Origin of the sequence: Micromonospora sp. BL1 (genome assembly GCF_003667485.1) — a bacterium.
In the GTDB taxonomy this organism is placed as follows: Bacteria; Actinomycetota; Actinomycetes; order Mycobacteriales; family Micromonosporaceae; genus Micromonospora; species Micromonospora tulbaghiae.
Window position 1 is genome coordinate 1 of the sequence record NZ_RCVK01000170.1, and the last position, 15,731, is coordinate 15,731.

Here is a 15,731-nt window from a genome sequence, read left to right on the forward strand (position 1 = left end):
CCACCAGGTCGTCGGTGGTGGGCGGCGGCGGCTCGAACTCGCCCTCGTGCCGCACCACGTCCCAACCGCGCGGGGCGGTCAGGCTGCGGGCGTGCGGCTCACACAGGTCGTACGTGTGCGGTTCGGCGAACGCCGCGAGCGGGCCCACCACCGCCGTCGACTCGTTGTAGACATAGGTCAATGTGGCGACCGCTTGCCGGGGGCAGCCGTTACGGGAGCAGCGCCGTGGTGACCTCACGGCGGCAGGGTATCCCCATTACCGGGTCCGGCGCACCGCTTCGCGTTACGACACGCCCGTCATGGTGATCACAATTCCTCCGACCGGCGCACCGGCACGCCGGACGGCCGCGCGACGGCGGGTGGACCGCCGGCCCGGGCTACCCTGTGCGTCATGACGAGCCCCCAGAACCGCCGCCCCGGCTCCGGCCGGCGCACCCACCGTGACCGGCACGGTCGCGGGCTGCGCGGGCGGCTGGTGCCGGCCACGGTGCCGCTGGCGCGGACGAAGGCCGAGGTCTTCGACGATCTGGTGCTCGACACCGTGGAGACGCTCGAACGCCGGTTCGCCAAGGAGCTGGCCGGTGTGGAGTTCGCGGTCGAGGACGTCCCGCCGGATCTGAACGTCTACGACTCGGACGTGCTGGAGGACGGCGAGGTGCCGCTCGCCCGGCTGCTGCCGGGGCGGCCCGGCCGCCAGGAGGTGCCGCCGCGGATCGTGCTCTACCGGCGGCCGCTGGAGTTCCGCGCGATGGACCGCGAGGACCTCGCCGACCTGGTGCACGACGTGATCATCGAGCAGGTGGCGAATCTGCTCGGGGTCGACCCGGACGAGCTGGCCTGACCGGCTCGGCCGGACGGGACGCCGCCACCCGGCCGGACCCCTCCGGCCGGACGGCGACCCGGGTCCGGGGCGGCCCCCACCGCCCGTGGACCCGTACGTGGATCAGGCGGCGACCCGCCGCTTGAGCTTGCGCCGCTCCCGCTCGGAGAGGCCACCCCAGATTCCGAACCGCTCGTCGTGGCCGAGCGCGTACTCCAGGCATTCCGTCTTCACTTCGCACCGCGAGCAGATGCGCTTCGCCTCGCGGGTCGAGCCGCCCTTCTCGGGAAAGAACGCCTCCGGGTCGGTCTGCGAGCAGAGCGCTCGCTCCTGCCACTCCGGCGCGTTCCCGAGCAGGTCGGCCACCTCGAGCTGGCCGTCCATCGATTGCCTCCTTGTCGCGCACCGGCGTCATTCGCCGCTGCAACCCCCCACGCGAAAGGCGTGCCTGTCCGTACGGTCACCATTTGTTGCGTTCCGTGCGAACAACCCCATTCAAATTACACGCGTGTAATGCGTGCGCCGTCAAGCCAAACTTGATAATGGAGTCGCCCTCCCGACACGTCCGGGACGACCGCCGCGGTCGCCCGTAGCCTCGCAACCTGCCCTATCGATTCAGACCCCGGACGAGTAACGCCCTCCCCGGCGAGTTGCCGGAAGTTTTCTGCCGTGGCGCATCGCCGACAGGCCGGCCGGACGCCCCCGCCGGCCGCTCGTACCAAGATCAGAATGGTGGGGCAAAGGGTAACCCGCTTCCCGCGGTACCGCCCGTCGAGCCGTCCAACGCCGACCGCGCCCCGTCCATCATGTGGACGGGGCGCGGGTAACGGCGCGATTGACGGCTCAGTCCAAGCGGGCTGGTGAGCTGGTGGGCCAGACGAATTCGGCGACCGACCCGCCGGTGACCGAGATCGCGCCGGCGGACGTACTCTCGTCCCACCAGACGGTATAAACGCCGGCCTCCAGATCCGGGTAGACGGCACTGTGGAACACCCCGTCCCGGACGTGCCGCTCGCGTACGGCGGAGTGGGTCCGCGGGCCGTCGAGGTCCACGCGGCTGATCTCGATCTCCCGGCCGTGCAGGTCACGCCCGGTGTGGATGATCAGTGCGCCCCGGTCGCCGCCGAGGTCGAGCACGACGCTGCCGACCTCCGACGGGCCGAGATCGTGATGGTGTGACATCGGCCGCCTCCCGTCAGGACTTCTTCGCCTGCGGGTTGCCGAACCCGTCGTACGGCGTGCCGAGGAACGGGAAGTCGGCCAGGAACGGCGCTGTCACGTCGGCCGCGCTCAGGCCCGGCGTCACCGCCGCGGCGGCGGCGTCCGGCCGGAACGTCTTGTCGACCAGCGGCACGGTCAGCCCGGCGACGGCGCGCAGCGCGATCGTCACCACGTCGTCGGCGACGCGGCGGCCGTTGGGGAAGCCCGCCAGGTCGCCGCCGAGTACGCCGAACCGGTCCGGCTTGGGGCTGGGCCGGATCGCGGTGTTCAGCCGCAGCATGTCCGCCTGGACGTCGCCGGTGGTGTTGGCGAAGCCGTCGATCAGTCCGGCCGGGACGCCGGTGAGCAGGATGGCCACCAGGTCGGCACGCGGCTTCTTGGACTTGTTGAGCGCGTCCAGATTGGGGAACACACCCGGGTAGAGCGTGGGCAGCAGGGCGGCCAGCTCGGGCCGCTCGACGAACCCGGCGAACCGCTTGTCCTCCGACGGCGGCAGCGTGTTCCAGACGTCCTTCCTGGACATCGGCACGATGACCTCGTTGAACAACGGGTTACCGAGCCGCGACACCTGGGTGAAGGGCCCGGCGGCGGTGTCGGCGGCGACCCGGTCGCCGAGCACCCGCACCTGCTGGCGGGACGCGCTGGTCCAGACCCCGATCGTCGAGGCGCGGTCGGCGTAGCCGTAGCGGGCCGCCTTGCGGCGCACCTGGTTCAGCGGCACCTGCACGGCGAGGCTGTGCACGTTGAGCCGGTCCAGCGCGTTCACCGGCTCCCCCTCGGTCCGGAACAGCTTCTTGCCGGCGACGTGCAGCTGCTGGAACGGCCGCAGCGTGCCCAGGTCGAACACCGGGCCCAGGTCGACGAAGAAGCCGTCGGCCCGTTGCCCCGCGAAGACCTTCTCGCCGGTGGACAGCTTGAACGTCGCCTGCCGGACCAGGTTCTGGTAGTTCGGCGTGGACAGCGGGCCGACGTTGCACGGCGGGCAGGGCAGCTTGTGCGCCAGCACACGGGCGCGGCCGTCGGCGATCCGGGTCAGCCGGTAGAACTGCCGCCGGTTCCAGTTCTTGCTCTCCAGCGACTCGATCGGCCCGGTGTTGTAGAGAAAACTGTTCTGGTTCGTGATCTCGGTAGTGAATTCGAAACGATAGGTGACGTCGGGATAACCGTCCCCGTCGTTGTCGATGTGAATCTCGTACCGGACGTCGTCACCGAACTCGAAGAAGTTCGGGCCGCCGGAGGGAAGCTGCACCGGCACGTAGTTGGCGATCAACGTGACCGTGTCCGGCTGGCTCGGCGTGACGAACGCGTACAGGTCGGAACTGTCGGCGACCGGATCCTTGGCGATCTCCGGGGCCTCGCGGTGAGAGGACATGGCGGACGCACCTTCGTCGGGGGAACGGAAAGCGGAACCGGCGCCGGGAGCCCGCGCCGGCGGAGGGCCGGGTCAGCGCCGGCCGGCGGCGCGCACCAGGCGGTCGGCCAGGCCGCGGTCGCGTACCTCGACCCGGGTGGTGCCGACGAAGACGTCCATGACGCCGGTGGCGGCGTCGCGGAGGTGGACCACGATCGGCTCGTCGCGCCGGCTCGCCGTGGGGGCGTTCTGCGCGGCGGACAGGCCCGGCACGGTGAGGGCGGCGGCGCCCAGTGTCGCGCTCGCCGCGGCGGTGAGCGTCTGCCTGCGGGTCAACCGCGGCCAGGTCCGCCGTTTCGGCGCGTCGGTGGTCTCGTCAGTGCTCATCGGCAGCCTTTCCGGACCGGCGCCGCAGCGCCGCAGCGGGCCGGGCGCCCGGACGCCGCCGGGCCCCGGTTCGGGGTCACCGGCGGCGGTCCTCGCCGAAACCGCCGCCGGCATCCACAGGTACGGCGTGCGGTCGGGAAAGGTTCGACCTCAGGCGCGGGCGTGACCGTACGCGGTCGTCCGCTTGCGGAACGGCCGCCCGGCGGCGGTGGCGATCGCCCGCAACTGCTCCTCGGTACGGGCCGAGCCGTTGCCCGAGCCGGCCATCCGGGAGATCGTCTCCTCCATCAGCGTGCCGCCCAGGTCGTTGCAGCCGCCGCGCAGCATCTCCACGGTGCCCGCGTCGCCGAGCTTCACCCAGGAGCACTGGATGTTGTCGATCCGGCCGTGCAGCAGCAGCCGGGCCATCGCGTGCACCGCCCGGTTCTCCCGCCAGGTCGGGCCCGGGCGGGCGATGCCGGCCAGGTAGATCGGCGCGTTCGTGTGCACGAACGGCAGCGCCACGAACTCGGTGAACCCGCCGGTACGGTCCTGCACGCCGGCCAGCACCCGGAAGTGGGCGAGCCACTGGCCCGGGTGGTCCACGTGGCCGTACATCATCGTGGAGCTGGACCGGATGCCCAGCTCGTGGGCCGTGCTCACCACGTCGACCCAGGCGGCGGCCGGCAGCTTGCCCTTGGTGAGCACCCAGCGCACGTCGTCGTCGAGGATCTCGGCGGCGGTGCCCGGGATGGTGTCCAGCCCGGCCTCGCGCAGCCGGAGCAGCCACTCCCGCACCGGCACGCCGGCCTTCGCCGCGGCGGTGACGATCTCCATCGGGGAGAACGCGTGCACGTGCATGTCCGGCACCCGCGCCTTGATCGCGCGGACGATGTCGGCGTACCCGGTCACAGGCATCTTCGGGTCGATGCCGCCCTGGAGGCAGACCTCGGTCGCGCCGGCCGTCCACGCCTCCTCGGCCCGGTCGGCCACCTGCGAAAGCGACAGCCGGAACGCGTCGGCGTCGCTCTCCCGCTGGGCGAACGCGCAGAACCGGCAGCCCACGTAGCAGACGTTCGTGAAATTGATGTTGCGGTTGACCACGTAGGTCACGTCGTCGCCGACCGCGTCCCGGCGCGCGTCGTCGGCCAGCCGGCACAGCTCGTCCAGCGCCGGTCCGTCCGCGCCGAACAGCGCCAGCGCCTTCGCCTCGTGCGCCGGAGTCAGCAGCGCCGCCGGGTCGTCGGCGGCGAGCCGCAGGCCCGCGCGCAGGTCGGCGTCCGCGCCACCACCCAGGGGTACGCCCGCGCGCGCCTCCGGCGCCACCTTGCCGGCCACCTCGGCCCAGTCGCCGTAGACGCTGTCGAAGTCGCCCCGCCGGTCGTCGGTGCGGCCGGTGACGTCGATGGTGACGTGCAGGTCGGTGCGGCCGCCGTACACCTCCTCCGGCTCCTGCCAGGGCCGTCCCACCGGGCGGGCCGCCTCGACCGCGAGCCCGGTGGCCGGGTCGGCGAGCGCCGTGACGTGCGGCAGCAGGCGCGGGTCCAGCCACGGCTCGCCCGCGCGGACGTACTCCGGGTAGACGGTCAGCCGCTCGCGCAGCGTGAACCCGGCACTCGCGGTACGCGCGGCCAGCTCGTCCAGGTGCGGCCAGGGCCGCTCCGGGTTGACGTGGTCGGGCGTGACCGGGGAGACGCCGCCCCAGTCGTCGATGCCGGCGCGCAGCAGCAGGTCGTACTCGCCCGCGATGAGGTTCGGCGGGGCCTGGATGCGGGCCTTCGGGCCGAGCAGCACCCGGGCCACCGCCACCGTGGCGGCCAGGTCGTGCAGCTCCGCGTCGGGCATGCCGCGCATCGCGGTGTCCGGCTTCGCGCGGAAGTTCTGCACGATCACCTCCTGGAGGTGGCCGTACTCCCGCATCGCCCGGCGGATCGCGAAGATCGCGTCGACCCGCTCGGCCCGGTTCTCGCCGATGCCGATCAGGATGCCCGTGGTGAACGGCACCCCGACCCGGCCGGCGTCGTCGAGCACCCGCAGGCGTACCGCGGGTTCCTTGTCCGGCGAGCCGAAGTGCGGGCCGCCCGGCTCCGACCACAGCCGGCTGGCTGTGGTCTCCAGCATCATGCCCATGCTCGGCGCGACCGGCTTGAGCCGCTGCAACTCCGACCAGGTGAGCACGCCCGGGTTCAGGTGCGGCAGCAGTCCGGTCTCCTCCAGCACCGCCACCGCGCAGGCGCGCAGGTAGTCCAGCGTCGAGTCGTACCCCCGCTCGTCCAGCCACCGGCGGGCCGCCGGCCACCGCTCCTCGGGCCGGTCGCCGAGCGTGAACAGCGCCTCCTTGCAGCCCTGCGCGGCACCCTCGCGGGCGATCGCCAGCACCTCGTCGCGTTCCAGGTAGGCGGCGGGCAGCCGGTGCGGCACGGTGGCGAACGTGCAGTAGTGGCAGCGGTCCCGGCAGAGCCGGGTCAGCGGGATGAAGACCTTCTTCGAGTACGTCACCACGCCCGGCCGCCCGGCGTCACGCAGCCCGGCGTCGCGGATGTCGGAGGCGATCCGGAGCAGCTCGTCGAGCATCGGCCCGCGGGCGGCGAGCAGCGCGCCCGCCTCGCCGGCGTCGAGCGCCCGGCCGGTGGCGGCCCGCCCCAGCGCCCGCCGGATGCTCGCCTCGGTCGGTTCGGGGTCGCTGCGATCAACCATCCGCCCAGCCTAAGCGCTGCCGGAGCGCCGGATGCCCGCCCCCGGTCGCGGTCCGGGCACCGGGACGGCCCGGGTGAGCCGCCGCACAGTGGCCGCCGCGACGGCAGCGGGCCGAGATGGCGGCGGGCGACGGCTCTCCGTCGCCCGCCGCGCGGGTCTCAGCGGGGCTGGTTCGGGTCCTCGCGGTCGAACCGCTGGGTGCGCTCGTCGTCGGCGGGCGACGGCGCGCCCGGCTCGGCGGACTGGCGCGGGATCGCCTGCGTCGGGTCGGCCGACGGCGGCTGGCCGAACGGCGGCGCGGGCTGCGGCGAGCCGTACTGCGGCGCCTGCTGCGGGCCGGCGAACGGGACGCCGGACTGCGGCGCCGACTGCGGGTCGGCGAACGGCGGGCCGGACTGCGGGGCGTGCGGCGGCGCGGTGTTGAACGGCGGCGCCGACTGCGGCTGGCCGTACGGGCCGGGCTGCTGCGGCCAGCCGGGCGGCGGCGAGCCGGCCTGCGGGTAGCCCTGGCCGGGCTGCTGCGGGTAGCCGCCCGGACCGGGGTAGCCACCGGGCTGACCCGGCTGCTGCGGCCAGCCGGGCTGGGCCTGGCCGTACACGCCGGGCTGCGCCTTGGGCTTCGGCACGTAGTAGAGCGTGCGCCAGATCTTGAACACGACGAACGCGGCGACCGCGAAGATCGCCAGCCAGGCAGCGCGGGTCAGCAGGCCGAGGAACGCGTCCAGCACCTCACCGTCGGCCAGCCGGCCGACCAGCCAGATCAGGAACGTCAGCGCGCCGAACACGGCGGACACGGCGTACTCGACCAGCGCCACCTGCGTGATCAGCTTGGCCTTCGGCACGACCGGGAGGATCACGGTGGCGATCAGGACCGCGAGCAGCGGCAGGACCGTCGACTCCAGGCCGATGAAGGTGAAGTACGTGCTCCCGGCCCGGCCGCTGGCCGTGCTGTAGTCGTCGACCGGCAGCAGGCGCACCAGGCCGACGAAGAGAAGCACGGCGTTGGCGCCGAGAAGGACGAGCGCGGCCAGTTCGCGCAACGGCTTGATCAACTGGCTGGCCTGCGTGGCGTCGCCGGACGCGGGCTCGGCGGGGCTGGTCACGGACTCCCCCAGGGGACGAAAGCGGACAGTTGCCGAAGTGAGCGTAGTCTCTCCGGCCACCGGACGATCGACGGCGGCGCGTGCGGAAGGATGGACGCCATGCGCATCGTGGTACTGACCGGCGGCATCGGGGGCGCCCGTTTCCTGCTCGGCGTGCGGGCGTACGCCCGCGAGGTGGGCGCCGAGGTGACCGCCGTGGTCAACGTCGGCGACGATCTGCTGCTGCACGGGCTGAAGGTCTGCCCCGACCTGGACAGCGTGCTCTACACGCTCGGCGGCGGCGCCGACCCGGAGCGCGGCTGGGGCCGGGCGGGCGAGACCTGGACGGTGAAGAACGAGCTGGCCGCGTACGGCGCGGAGCCGAGCTGGTTCGGCCTGGGCGACAAGGACGTCGCCACCCACCTGGTGCGCACCCAGATGATCAACGCCGGCTACCCGCTGTCCCAGGTGACCGAGGCGCTGGCGGCCCGCTGGCAGCCGGGCGTACGGCTGCTGCCCGCCACCGACGACCGCCTGGAGACCCATGCCGTCGTCACCGACGAGCAGGGCCGGCGGGCGATCCACTTCCAGGAGTGGTGGGTGCGCCGTCGGGCGGACGTACCCACCGACCGGTTCGTCTTCGTGGGCGCCGACGCGGCGAAGCCCGCGCCCGGCGTGGTCGAGGCGATCGCGGCCGCGGACGTGGTGCTGATCGCGCCGAGCAACCCGGTGGTGAGCATCGCCCCGGTGCTGGCCGTGCCCGGTCTGCGCGACGCGGTGACCGGCGGCCCGGCCCCGGTGGTCGGGGTGTCGCCGATCATCGGCGGCGCGCCGGTACGCGGCATGGCCGACCGCTGCCTCGCCGTGCTCGGCGTGGAGTGCAGCGCGGCCGGCGTGGGCGGCCTCTACGGCGCCCGGACGGCGGGCGGGCTGCTCGACGGCTGGCTGGTCGCGCCGGAGGACGAGGGCACCGTGGTGCCGGACGTGACGGTCCGCGCGGCGCCGCTGCGGATGACCGACGAGGCGGCGACCGCCGCGATGGTGCGCGCCGCGCTGGAGTTGATGTGAGGCTGGAGATCCTGCCGGTGCCGGGCATCGGCGACGTGACCGAGGGCGACGACCTGGCGGCGCTGATCACCGGTGCGGCGCCCTGGCTGCGCGACCACGACGTGCTCGTGGTCACCAGCAAGATCGTGTCGAAGGCGGAGGGCCGGCTGGTCGACGTGCCGGCCGACGGCCCGGAACGGCTCGCCGAGCGGGACCGCATCCTGGCCGGGGAGACCGCCCGGGTGGTGGCGACCCGGGGCGCGACCCGGATCGTGCAGACCCACCACGGGTTCGTGATGGCCTCCGCCGGCATCGACGCCTCGAACGTGGACAAGACCCGGCTGGTGCTGCTGCCGGTCGACCCGGACGCGTCCGCCCGGGCGCTGCGCGCCGATCTGCGCGAGCGGTACGGCCTCGACGTCGCCGTGATCGTCAGCGACACCATGGGCCGCCCGTGGCGCAACGGGCTCACCGACGTGGCGCTCGGGGTGGCCGGCATGCCGGCGATCCGCGACCACCGGGGCGAGGTCGACCCGTACGGCAACGAACTGTTCGTCACCCAGATGGCGGTGGTCGACGAACTCGCCGCCGCCGGTGAGCTGATCAAGGGCAAGTGCGACCAGGTGCCGGTCGCCGTGGTGCGGGGTTACCTCGCCGCCACCCGGGACGACGACGAGGGCGCCCGCACGCTGGTGCGCGACGCCTCGATGGACCTGTTCTCGCTCGGCACGGCGGAGGCGCACGCCGCCGGTCTGCGGGCGGCGGCGACGCTGGCGGACCGAACCGGCACCGAGCCCGCCGACCCGGCCGCGGTGCGACGGGCGATTGACGCCGTCGCCCAGGTCGTCGCGCCGGGAACCGTCTTCACCCACGTCACCGACGACGAGGTACGCGCCGGACTCGCCGCCACGGTGCCCGGCTGGCCCACCTCGGCCACCGGCCTGCTGCTCGGCGCGGCGCCCGCCCCGGTCGACCCGGCGGACCTGGTCCGGTTCGGCGCGGACCTGCAACGCCTGCGCGCCGCGCTGGCCGCGGAGGGGATCGACTCGACGTTGCTCCCACCCCCGCCCGGCAGCGCCGCGAGCGCCACGCTGGCGCTCTGACTCCGGCGGGCGACGCTCAGGCGTCGAGGACGGCCCGGCCCAGCGGGGTCAGCGTGTGCAGGACGGTGTTGCGGTCACGCTGGCTGACCAGCAGTCCCGCGTTGCGCAGCACCGTGGTGTGCTGGCTGGCCGCGGCGGCGGAGATGCGCAGCCGGCGGGCCATCTCGCCGGTGGTGCAGCCCTCGTCGGCGGCCTGGAGCACCCGGGAGCGGGTACGGCCGAGCAGGGCGGCGAGCGCCTCGCCCTGCGGTGACGCGGCGGGGCCGGACGCCGGCGTCAGGCCGGCCAGCCGGTCGACCGGGTAGACCAGCACCGGGGGCAGCGTCGGGTCGACGAGCGCCACCGGCGTACGCGAGCAGAAGAACGACGGCACGAGCAGCAGCCCCCGGCCGTCCAGGTGCAGTTCGCGGGTGTCCGGGTAGTCGAGCACCTCCAGCACGCCCGAGACCCAGCGCATGTTCGGCCGCAGGCTGGCCAGCAGCCCTTCGGCGCCGCCGTCGAGCATGGCGCGCGCACGCCGGGCCCGGTCCGCCTCGACCGCCGCCTGCACCCGGGCCCAGTAGGGTGTGACCGCCAGCGACTGGTAGCGGGCCATGGCGTCGGTGAGGTGGTGCAGCGTCGCGGGCTCACCACGTGCGAGCGCGCCGGCCGACGACGGCAGCGCTGTTTCCCCGGCCAGCCGCGTCAGGTCGCGGCGCAGCATGTCCACAGGGGTGCCCCGGACCGCGTCCAGCCCGGCCTCGATGCCCTCGCGACTGGCGGACGGGGTGAGGAAGTCCGGGAAGTAGCCGCGCGGCGGGTTGAGCGCGAGCAGCAGTCGGTACTGCTCGGCGTCGGTGTCGGTCCGCAGGCCGTGCGCCACGGTGCGCCGCCACGTGGTCATCATCGGGTCCCGGCTGCGCCCCTGGAGCAGGTGCAGGCTGAGGACCAGCTCCCAGAGCGGGTCCGCGGCCGGTGCGACCCGGGTCCGCAGGACGTCCTCGCCCGAGAAAATGATCTTCAACATGGGTTGCTGCTCCCGTGCGGACGGCGGGGGTGCCCGCCACACCTCGCACTGTACCCGCCGGTACTAATCTCCATCTTTAAGCGTCAGGTGAAAAACCTCGACGCTGGACGGGCCGGTTCGGCAAACTCTCTGTTGCCCGCCGACGCCGGGGTGCAACGTCGACCCGGACGCCGGCTGACGGGCGTGGCCGGGTGGCACCACGAGGGTCTGCGACAGCAGTCGCAGGGGTGCCGCCCGGCCCTCGCTCATCCGATCCAGAGCGCCACCCGATGGTCCTCGTCGGTGACGTAGTAGCAGCGCCCCGCCAGCTCGGCCAGCCCCTCCACGTGATGGAACGGCGCCAGCTCCGCCACCACCTCCCCGGCCACCAGCGCACCCCCGCCCGCGTCGTGCCGGAACCGCACGTGCCGGGAGGTCACCTCGCCGCCGTGCGGGTGGTCGTCCAGCAGCACCGAGCCCTTGCCCAGCGCGTCGATCGACCCGGTCACCGCCGCGTAGCCGCCGTCGCCCGTCGGGGTGATCGCACGGAAGCCGGCCAGCGCACCGGGCGGCGTCACCCCGGTCAGCGCGTACGCCCCGAGCGCCAGCAGCTCTCCCGGCCGCTCCGGATCGTCGAACATCTCCGGTACACCGGCCAGCTCCACGTAGACCGGCTCCCCCTCGGCGGTCACCGGGAAACGCAGGCCCAGCAGCGCCGTACCGGCCGGGGTGAACGCCGCCGCCTCGACGTTGATCGGCAGGTCGTCCGCGGCCAGCCGGGTCACCCAGCTCTTCGCGCGGGCGGTGCCCCGGGCCAGCGTCTCCACGATGAAGCGCTGCCGGACCCGGTCACCGGGCGGCAGCAGCGTCAACGGAGCGGCGGCGAGCGCGTCGTTCACCGCCCGGTGCAGCCGGAAGCGGTTGCGCACCACGCGTACCGGCAGCGGCCCGGCCACCGCGTCGTCCTCCCGGAACCGGGCCACGAACGCGCGCCGGGGCCGCAACGGGCCGCCCTTGGACCCGAAGTGCGAGCCGAAGACGTACACCCAGCCGTCGTGGTGGGCCAGCGCCTCACCGTCCTCGGTGCGGCCGTTCTCCCGGCCGGCGTCGGCGGCCACGTGGTGCGCCTCCCAGTGGCCGTCGTCACGTTCCAGCAGCAGCGCCAGGCACTGCTCGACCGGCCCCTCGTCCAGCACCGTCCAGAAGCCGCGGCGCGCGCCGTGCGCCCGCAGCAGCGCGGCCGACCGCACCGGCAGGAGGTCGCTCGCCTCGTTACCGGCCACCAGGAACTCGACGAGTCGCAGGGTCACCGCGCCAGGGTACGGAGGCGCCGCTCGTAGAGTGTCCGGGTGCCCGATCTCATCCCGTACACCGAGTTGCACGCCGATGCCGTCGCGACGCTGAGCCGCTGGACGGCGACCAGCCCCGCCGCCGACGCCGCCCGGGACCGGACGCTGGCGCTGCTGGCCGACGGACCGGTGGCGATGAGCCGGACGCACCGGGCCGGGCACGTCACGGCGAGCGCGCTGGTGCTCGACCCGGACGGCCGGGTGCTGCTCTGCCTGCACGGCAAGATCCGCAGGTGGGTGCAGCTCGGCGGGCACTGCGAGCCCGGCGACCGGACCCTGGTGGCCGCCGCGCTGCGCGAGGCCACCGAGGAGTCCGGCATCACCGGCCTGACCGTCGAGCCGGACCCGATCGACGTGGACATCCACCAGGTCGCCTGCCAGGGCGGGTCGTTCCACTACGACGTCCGGTACGCCGTCCTGGCCCCGGCCGGGGCGGTCGAGCGGGTCAGCGCGGAGTCCGAGGCGCTCGGCTGGTTCCCGCCGGACCGGCTGCCCGAGCCGCTCGCCCACGCCACCGCCCAGCTCGTGCCGCCGGCGCTCGCGGTGCTGGCCCGCCACGCCGGCGGCTGAGCGGCGGTACCACGCCGCGCCGCCGGACGCGTCGCCACTCCGGCGGCCCGGCGGGTCAGACCAGGCCCTCCTCGCCGCGTTCCTTCAGCTCGTCCACGATCTTCTTCACGTCCTGCGCACGGTCGCGGGGGCAGACCAGCAACGCGTCCGGGGTGTCCACGACGATCAGGTCGTGCACCCCGACGGTCGCCACCAGCCGCCCGGAGTGCGGCACCACCACGGTGCCGGTGGTGTCGTGCAGCAGCACGCCCGGCTTCGCGTCCCCGCCCAGCACCACGTTGCCCGCGCCGTCGGCGGGCAGCACCTCGCCGAGCGTGTGGAAGTCGCCCACGTCGTTCCAGCCGAAGTCGCCGGGCACCGTGGCCACCCGGCCGGCCGTCGCCGCGCCCTCCATCACCGCGTAGTCGACCGAGATCCGGGGCAGCGTCGGCCAGATCCGGCCGAGCACGTCGTCCTGCTCCGGGGTGCCCCAGGCCGCCGCGATGGCGGTGATCCCGGCGTGCAGCTCCGGCTGCTGGCGGGCCAGCTCGGACAGGAAGACGTCCACCCGCCAGACGAACATGCTGGCGTTCCAGAGGTGCCGGCCGGAGCGGACGTACACCTCGGCCACCTCGGCGGCCGGCTTCTCCTTGAACTCGCGTACCGGGCGCAGCGGGCCGTCACCCACCGGGTCGCCGGTCTCCAGGTAGCCGTAGCCGGTCTCCGGACGCGTCGGGGTGATGCCCACAGTCATCAGCAGCCCCTGCTCCGCGCCCCGGATGGCCTGGCGAACCACCTCGGCCAGCCGGGCCGGGTCGCCGATCAGGTGGTCGGCGGCGAACGAGCCCATCACCGCGTCCGGGGTCCGGGTGGCGATCACCGCCGCGGCCAGCGCGATCGCCGCGCAGGAGTCCCGCGGCGACGGCTCGACCAGGATGTTCTCCTCCGGCAAGCCGGCCAGTTGCCGAGCCACCGCCGCGGCGTGCGCGGCCCCGGTGACCACGAGCGTGCGCTCCGGGGTGGTCAACGGCGACAACCGGTCGACAGTGGCCTGCAACAGCGAGGCGGGGGTGCCGGTCAGCGGGTGGAGGAACTTGGGATGGCCGGCACGGGACAACGGCCACAACCTCGTGCCGCTGCCGCCCGCCGGGATGACGGCGTAGAACATCAGCACATCATGCCCGAAGCGGGCGAGCCGTCACGGTCGGTCGCCCGGCACCGGCGACCGGCGCTCAGGACCGGGCCCGTCGCCACGCCGCGATGTGGACCTCCGCGCTGGACTCCCAGGTGAACTCCTTGGCCCGGTCGAAACCGGCCTTGGCCAGGGACAGCCGCCGCTGCTCGTCGTCCAGCAGGGCGCCGAGGTCGGTGGCGATCTGGTCCGGGTCCTCGCTGGTGTAGGCCACCGCGTCGCCGCCCACCTCGGGCAGGGACAGGCGCGGCGTGGTGAGCACCGGGGCGGCGCACGCCATCGCCTCCAGGATCGGCAGGCCGAAACCCTCGCCGTAGGACGGGTATGCCGCCACCAGCGCGCCGCCGAGGAAGCCGGGCAGGTCGGCGTAGCGCAGGTAACCCGGGCGCAGCAGCCGCAGGTGCGACGGGACCTCGGCCACCGCGCGGTCGATGTCGTCGTCGTGGCCCTGACCGCCGGCCACCACCAGCGCGGGCGGGTTCGGCCGGTCGGCCACCGCCCGGGCCCAGCCGCGGATCAGGTTGGGTACGTTCTTGCGCGGCTCCTTGGCCCCGAGGAACGCGATGTAGCTGCTGTCGCCGAGACCCAGCCGGGCCCGGACACGTGCCTTCTCCTCGTCGCCCGGCGCGTGGAACGCGTCCTGGTCGACGCCGTGGTAGGCGACGTCGATCCGGGTCGGGTCGGCGTCCAGCAGCCGGATCAGCTCGTCGCGGGTGGCCTTGCTCGGCACGATCACCCGGCCGGCCCGGCGCAGCGACGTCTTGATCGCGCTGCGGAAGAACGTCCGGCGCGACTTGTCGTAGTGCTCCGGCTCGGTGAAGAACGTCGCGTCGTGCACGGTGACAGTCACCGGACAACCCGCCCGCAGCGGGCAGGTGTAGAACGGCGAGTGCAGCACCTCGGCGCCGACCTGCTGGGCCAGCAGCGGCAGGCCGGTCTGCTCCCAGGCCAGCCGCGCCGGCCGGTGCGCCACCGCCGCCGGGGCGGGGATCACCTCGGCGCCGGGCAGCATCCGGGTGTAGCGCTCCAGGTCGGTGCGGAGACTCACCACGGCCAGGTCGACGCCGGTGCCGCAGACCCGGCCCAGCGCGCCGAGCAGTCCGTCGACGTATCTACCGACGCCGCCACGGTCGGCGGGGACACTCGTGGCGTCGATGAGAACGCGGGGCGGGCGACCGGCGGTCACGGGGCGACTCCTCAGGTGGCGCAGTTGTGGGGAAGAACACTCTCGGCAAGCCTACGCCGGGCCGGACGCAAGGCGCTGACCGCGACCCGACGGTACGCCGACTTGTCGTTGTCATCGAGTACGCACGCGGGGCGCGTATCGTTCGCGCCGATGGCCGACAACATTGCCCGGGTGTTCGCCGACGCGCTCGCGCCCGACCCCACCCGACCGCTGCTGACCTGGTACGACGACGCCACCGGCGAGCGCACCGAACTGTCCGGGGCGACGCTCGCGAACTGGGTGGCGAAGACCGCCAACCTGCTCACCGACGAGGTGGGCGCCGCGCCCGGCGACGCGGCCGGGGTGCTGCTGCCGCCGCACTGGCAGACCGCCGCCGTGCTGCTCGGCTGCTGGTCGGCGAAGCTGACGGTGGCCGGCACGCCGGGGCCGGTGGAGGCGCTGTTCGTGGCCGTCGACCGGGTCGGCGAGGCGGCCGGGTGGCCGGCCGGCGAGCGGTACGCGCTGGCGCTCGACCCGTTCGCGCTGCCGATGCGGCAGGTGCCGGCGGGCTGCACCGACTTCGTCTCGGCGGTACGCGGGCACGGCGACCACTTCACGCCGGACCCGGCCGCCGGGGACGGGGACGCGGCGCTGCTGGCCCGGGCGGCGGCCCGCGCCACCGAGCTGGGCCTGACCCAGGGCGACCGCCTCCTGGTGGACGTGACCGCCCACCCCGACCCGGTCGACTGGCTGCTCACCCCGCTCACGGCAGGCGCCAGCGTGGTCGCGTGCGCCCACCCCGAC

The 15,731-nt window shown here is 74.0% G+C and carries 16 protein-coding genes; 5 read left to right on the forward strand and 11 right to left on the reverse strand.

What is annotated here, in order from left to right; genetic code table 11:
* Window positions 1-238: DUF3499 domain-containing protein (locus EAD96_RS06560; RefSeq protein WP_147457846.1), on the reverse strand; the 238-nt coding region annotated here is incomplete at its 3' end.
* A gap of 153 nt (window positions 239-391) precedes the next feature.
* Here EAD96_RS06560 and EAD96_RS06565 point away from each other — a divergent pair.
* The gene (locus tag EAD96_RS06565; protein WP_018787548.1) at window positions 392-841 is read left to right on the forward strand and encodes a metallopeptidase family protein; all 450 of its coding nucleotides are present in this window, start codon (window positions 392-394) and stop codon (window positions 839-841) included.
* A gap of 102 nt (window positions 842-943) precedes the next feature.
* Here EAD96_RS06565 and EAD96_RS06570 read toward each other — a convergent pair whose 3' ends face one another.
* The 6 genes from EAD96_RS06570 to EAD96_RS06595 all read right to left on the reverse strand — a co-directional run bounded on the left by EAD96_RS06570 (window position 944) and on the right by EAD96_RS06595 (window position 7,558).
* On the reverse strand, window positions 944-1,204 hold the full coding sequence (locus EAD96_RS06570) for a WhiB family transcriptional regulator (RefSeq protein WP_013284161.1): 261 nt from the start codon (window positions 1,202-1,204) through the stop codon (window positions 944-946).
* A gap of 459 nt (window positions 1,205-1,663) precedes the next feature.
* Window positions 1,664-2,002: a phospholipase gene (locus tag EAD96_RS06575; protein ID WP_121683624.1), complete on the reverse strand. Its 339-nt coding sequence runs from the start codon at window positions 2,000-2,002 to the stop codon at window positions 1,664-1,666.
* 13 nt (window positions 2,003-2,015) lie between these two features.
* Window positions 2,016-3,413, reverse strand: coding sequence for a DUF4331 domain-containing protein (locus EAD96_RS06580; protein ID WP_121683625.1), 1,398 nt, complete (start codon window positions 3,411-3,413; stop codon window positions 2,016-2,018).
* Window positions 3,414-3,485: 72 nt separating this feature from the next.
* Window positions 3,486-3,779: a hypothetical protein gene (locus EAD96_RS06585; protein ID WP_071096699.1), complete on the reverse strand. Its 294-nt coding sequence runs from the start codon at window positions 3,777-3,779 to the stop codon at window positions 3,486-3,488.
* 150 nt (window positions 3,780-3,929) lie between these two features.
* Window positions 3,930-6,455, reverse strand: coding sequence for a bifunctional FO biosynthesis protein CofGH (locus EAD96_RS06590; RefSeq protein WP_121683626.1), 2,526 nt, complete (start codon window positions 6,453-6,455; stop codon window positions 3,930-3,932).
* A gap of 158 nt (window positions 6,456-6,613) precedes the next feature.
* Window positions 6,614-7,558, reverse strand: a complete 945-nt coding sequence (locus EAD96_RS06595; RefSeq protein ID WP_120571554.1) for a hypothetical protein — start codon at window positions 7,556-7,558, stop codon at window positions 6,614-6,616.
* A 99-nt stretch (window positions 7,559-7,657) separates the two neighbouring features.
* Here EAD96_RS06595 and cofD point away from each other — a divergent pair, with 99 nt between their 5' ends.
* Both cofD and EAD96_RS06605 read left to right on the forward strand, forming a co-directional pair.
* Window positions 7,658-8,605 (forward strand): 2-phospho-L-lactate transferase, encoded by a 948-nt coding sequence (gene cofD, locus EAD96_RS06600; protein WP_120573965.1) that lies wholly within the window; start codon window positions 7,658-7,660, stop codon window positions 8,603-8,605.
* Window positions 8,602-9,687: a coenzyme F420-0:L-glutamate ligase gene (locus EAD96_RS06605; RefSeq protein WP_120571555.1), complete on the forward strand. Its 1,086-nt coding sequence runs from the start codon at window positions 8,602-8,604 to the stop codon at window positions 9,685-9,687. The genes cofD and EAD96_RS06605 overlap by 4 nt, the downstream gene beginning before the upstream one ends.
* A gap of 16 nt (window positions 9,688-9,703) precedes the next feature.
* Here the strand turns inward: EAD96_RS06605 and EAD96_RS06610 are convergent, their stop codons facing one another.
* Window positions 9,704-10,693, reverse strand: a complete 990-nt coding sequence (locus tag EAD96_RS06610; RefSeq protein WP_120571556.1) for a helix-turn-helix transcriptional regulator — start codon at window positions 10,691-10,693, stop codon at window positions 9,704-9,706.
* 245 nt (window positions 10,694-10,938) lie between these two features.
* A complete protein-coding gene (locus EAD96_RS06615; protein ID WP_121683627.1) occupies window positions 10,939-11,982 on the reverse strand; it encodes a hypothetical protein in 1,044 nt (347 codons plus the stop codon).
* A gap of 39 nt (window positions 11,983-12,021) precedes the next feature.
* Here EAD96_RS06615 and EAD96_RS06620 point away from each other — a divergent pair, with 39 nt between their 5' ends.
* Window positions 12,022-12,591 carry an NUDIX hydrolase gene (locus EAD96_RS06620; RefSeq protein WP_121683628.1) on the forward strand — a complete coding sequence of 190 codons (570 nt, stop codon included), beginning with the start codon at window positions 12,022-12,024 and terminating at the stop codon, window positions 12,589-12,591.
* 55 nt (window positions 12,592-12,646) lie between these two features.
* On the opposite strand, the gene EAD96_RS06625 is transcribed toward EAD96_RS06620, so the two are convergent.
* Window positions 12,647-13,738, reverse strand: a complete 1,092-nt coding sequence (locus EAD96_RS06625) for a mannose-1-phosphate guanylyltransferase (RefSeq protein ID WP_121683630.1) — start codon at window positions 13,736-13,738, stop codon at window positions 12,647-12,649.
* 64 nt (window positions 13,739-13,802) lie between these two features.
* Entirely contained in the window at window positions 13,803-14,948 is a 1,146-nt protein-coding gene (locus EAD96_RS06630; RefSeq protein ID WP_091418585.1) for a glycosyltransferase family 1 protein, read from the reverse strand.
* A 150-nt stretch (window positions 14,949-15,098) separates the two neighbouring features.
* On the opposite strand from EAD96_RS06630, the gene EAD96_RS06635 reads away from it, so the two are divergent.
* Window positions 15,099-15,731: TIGR03089 family protein (locus tag EAD96_RS06635; RefSeq protein WP_121683629.1), on the forward strand; the 633-nt coding region annotated here is incomplete at its 3' end.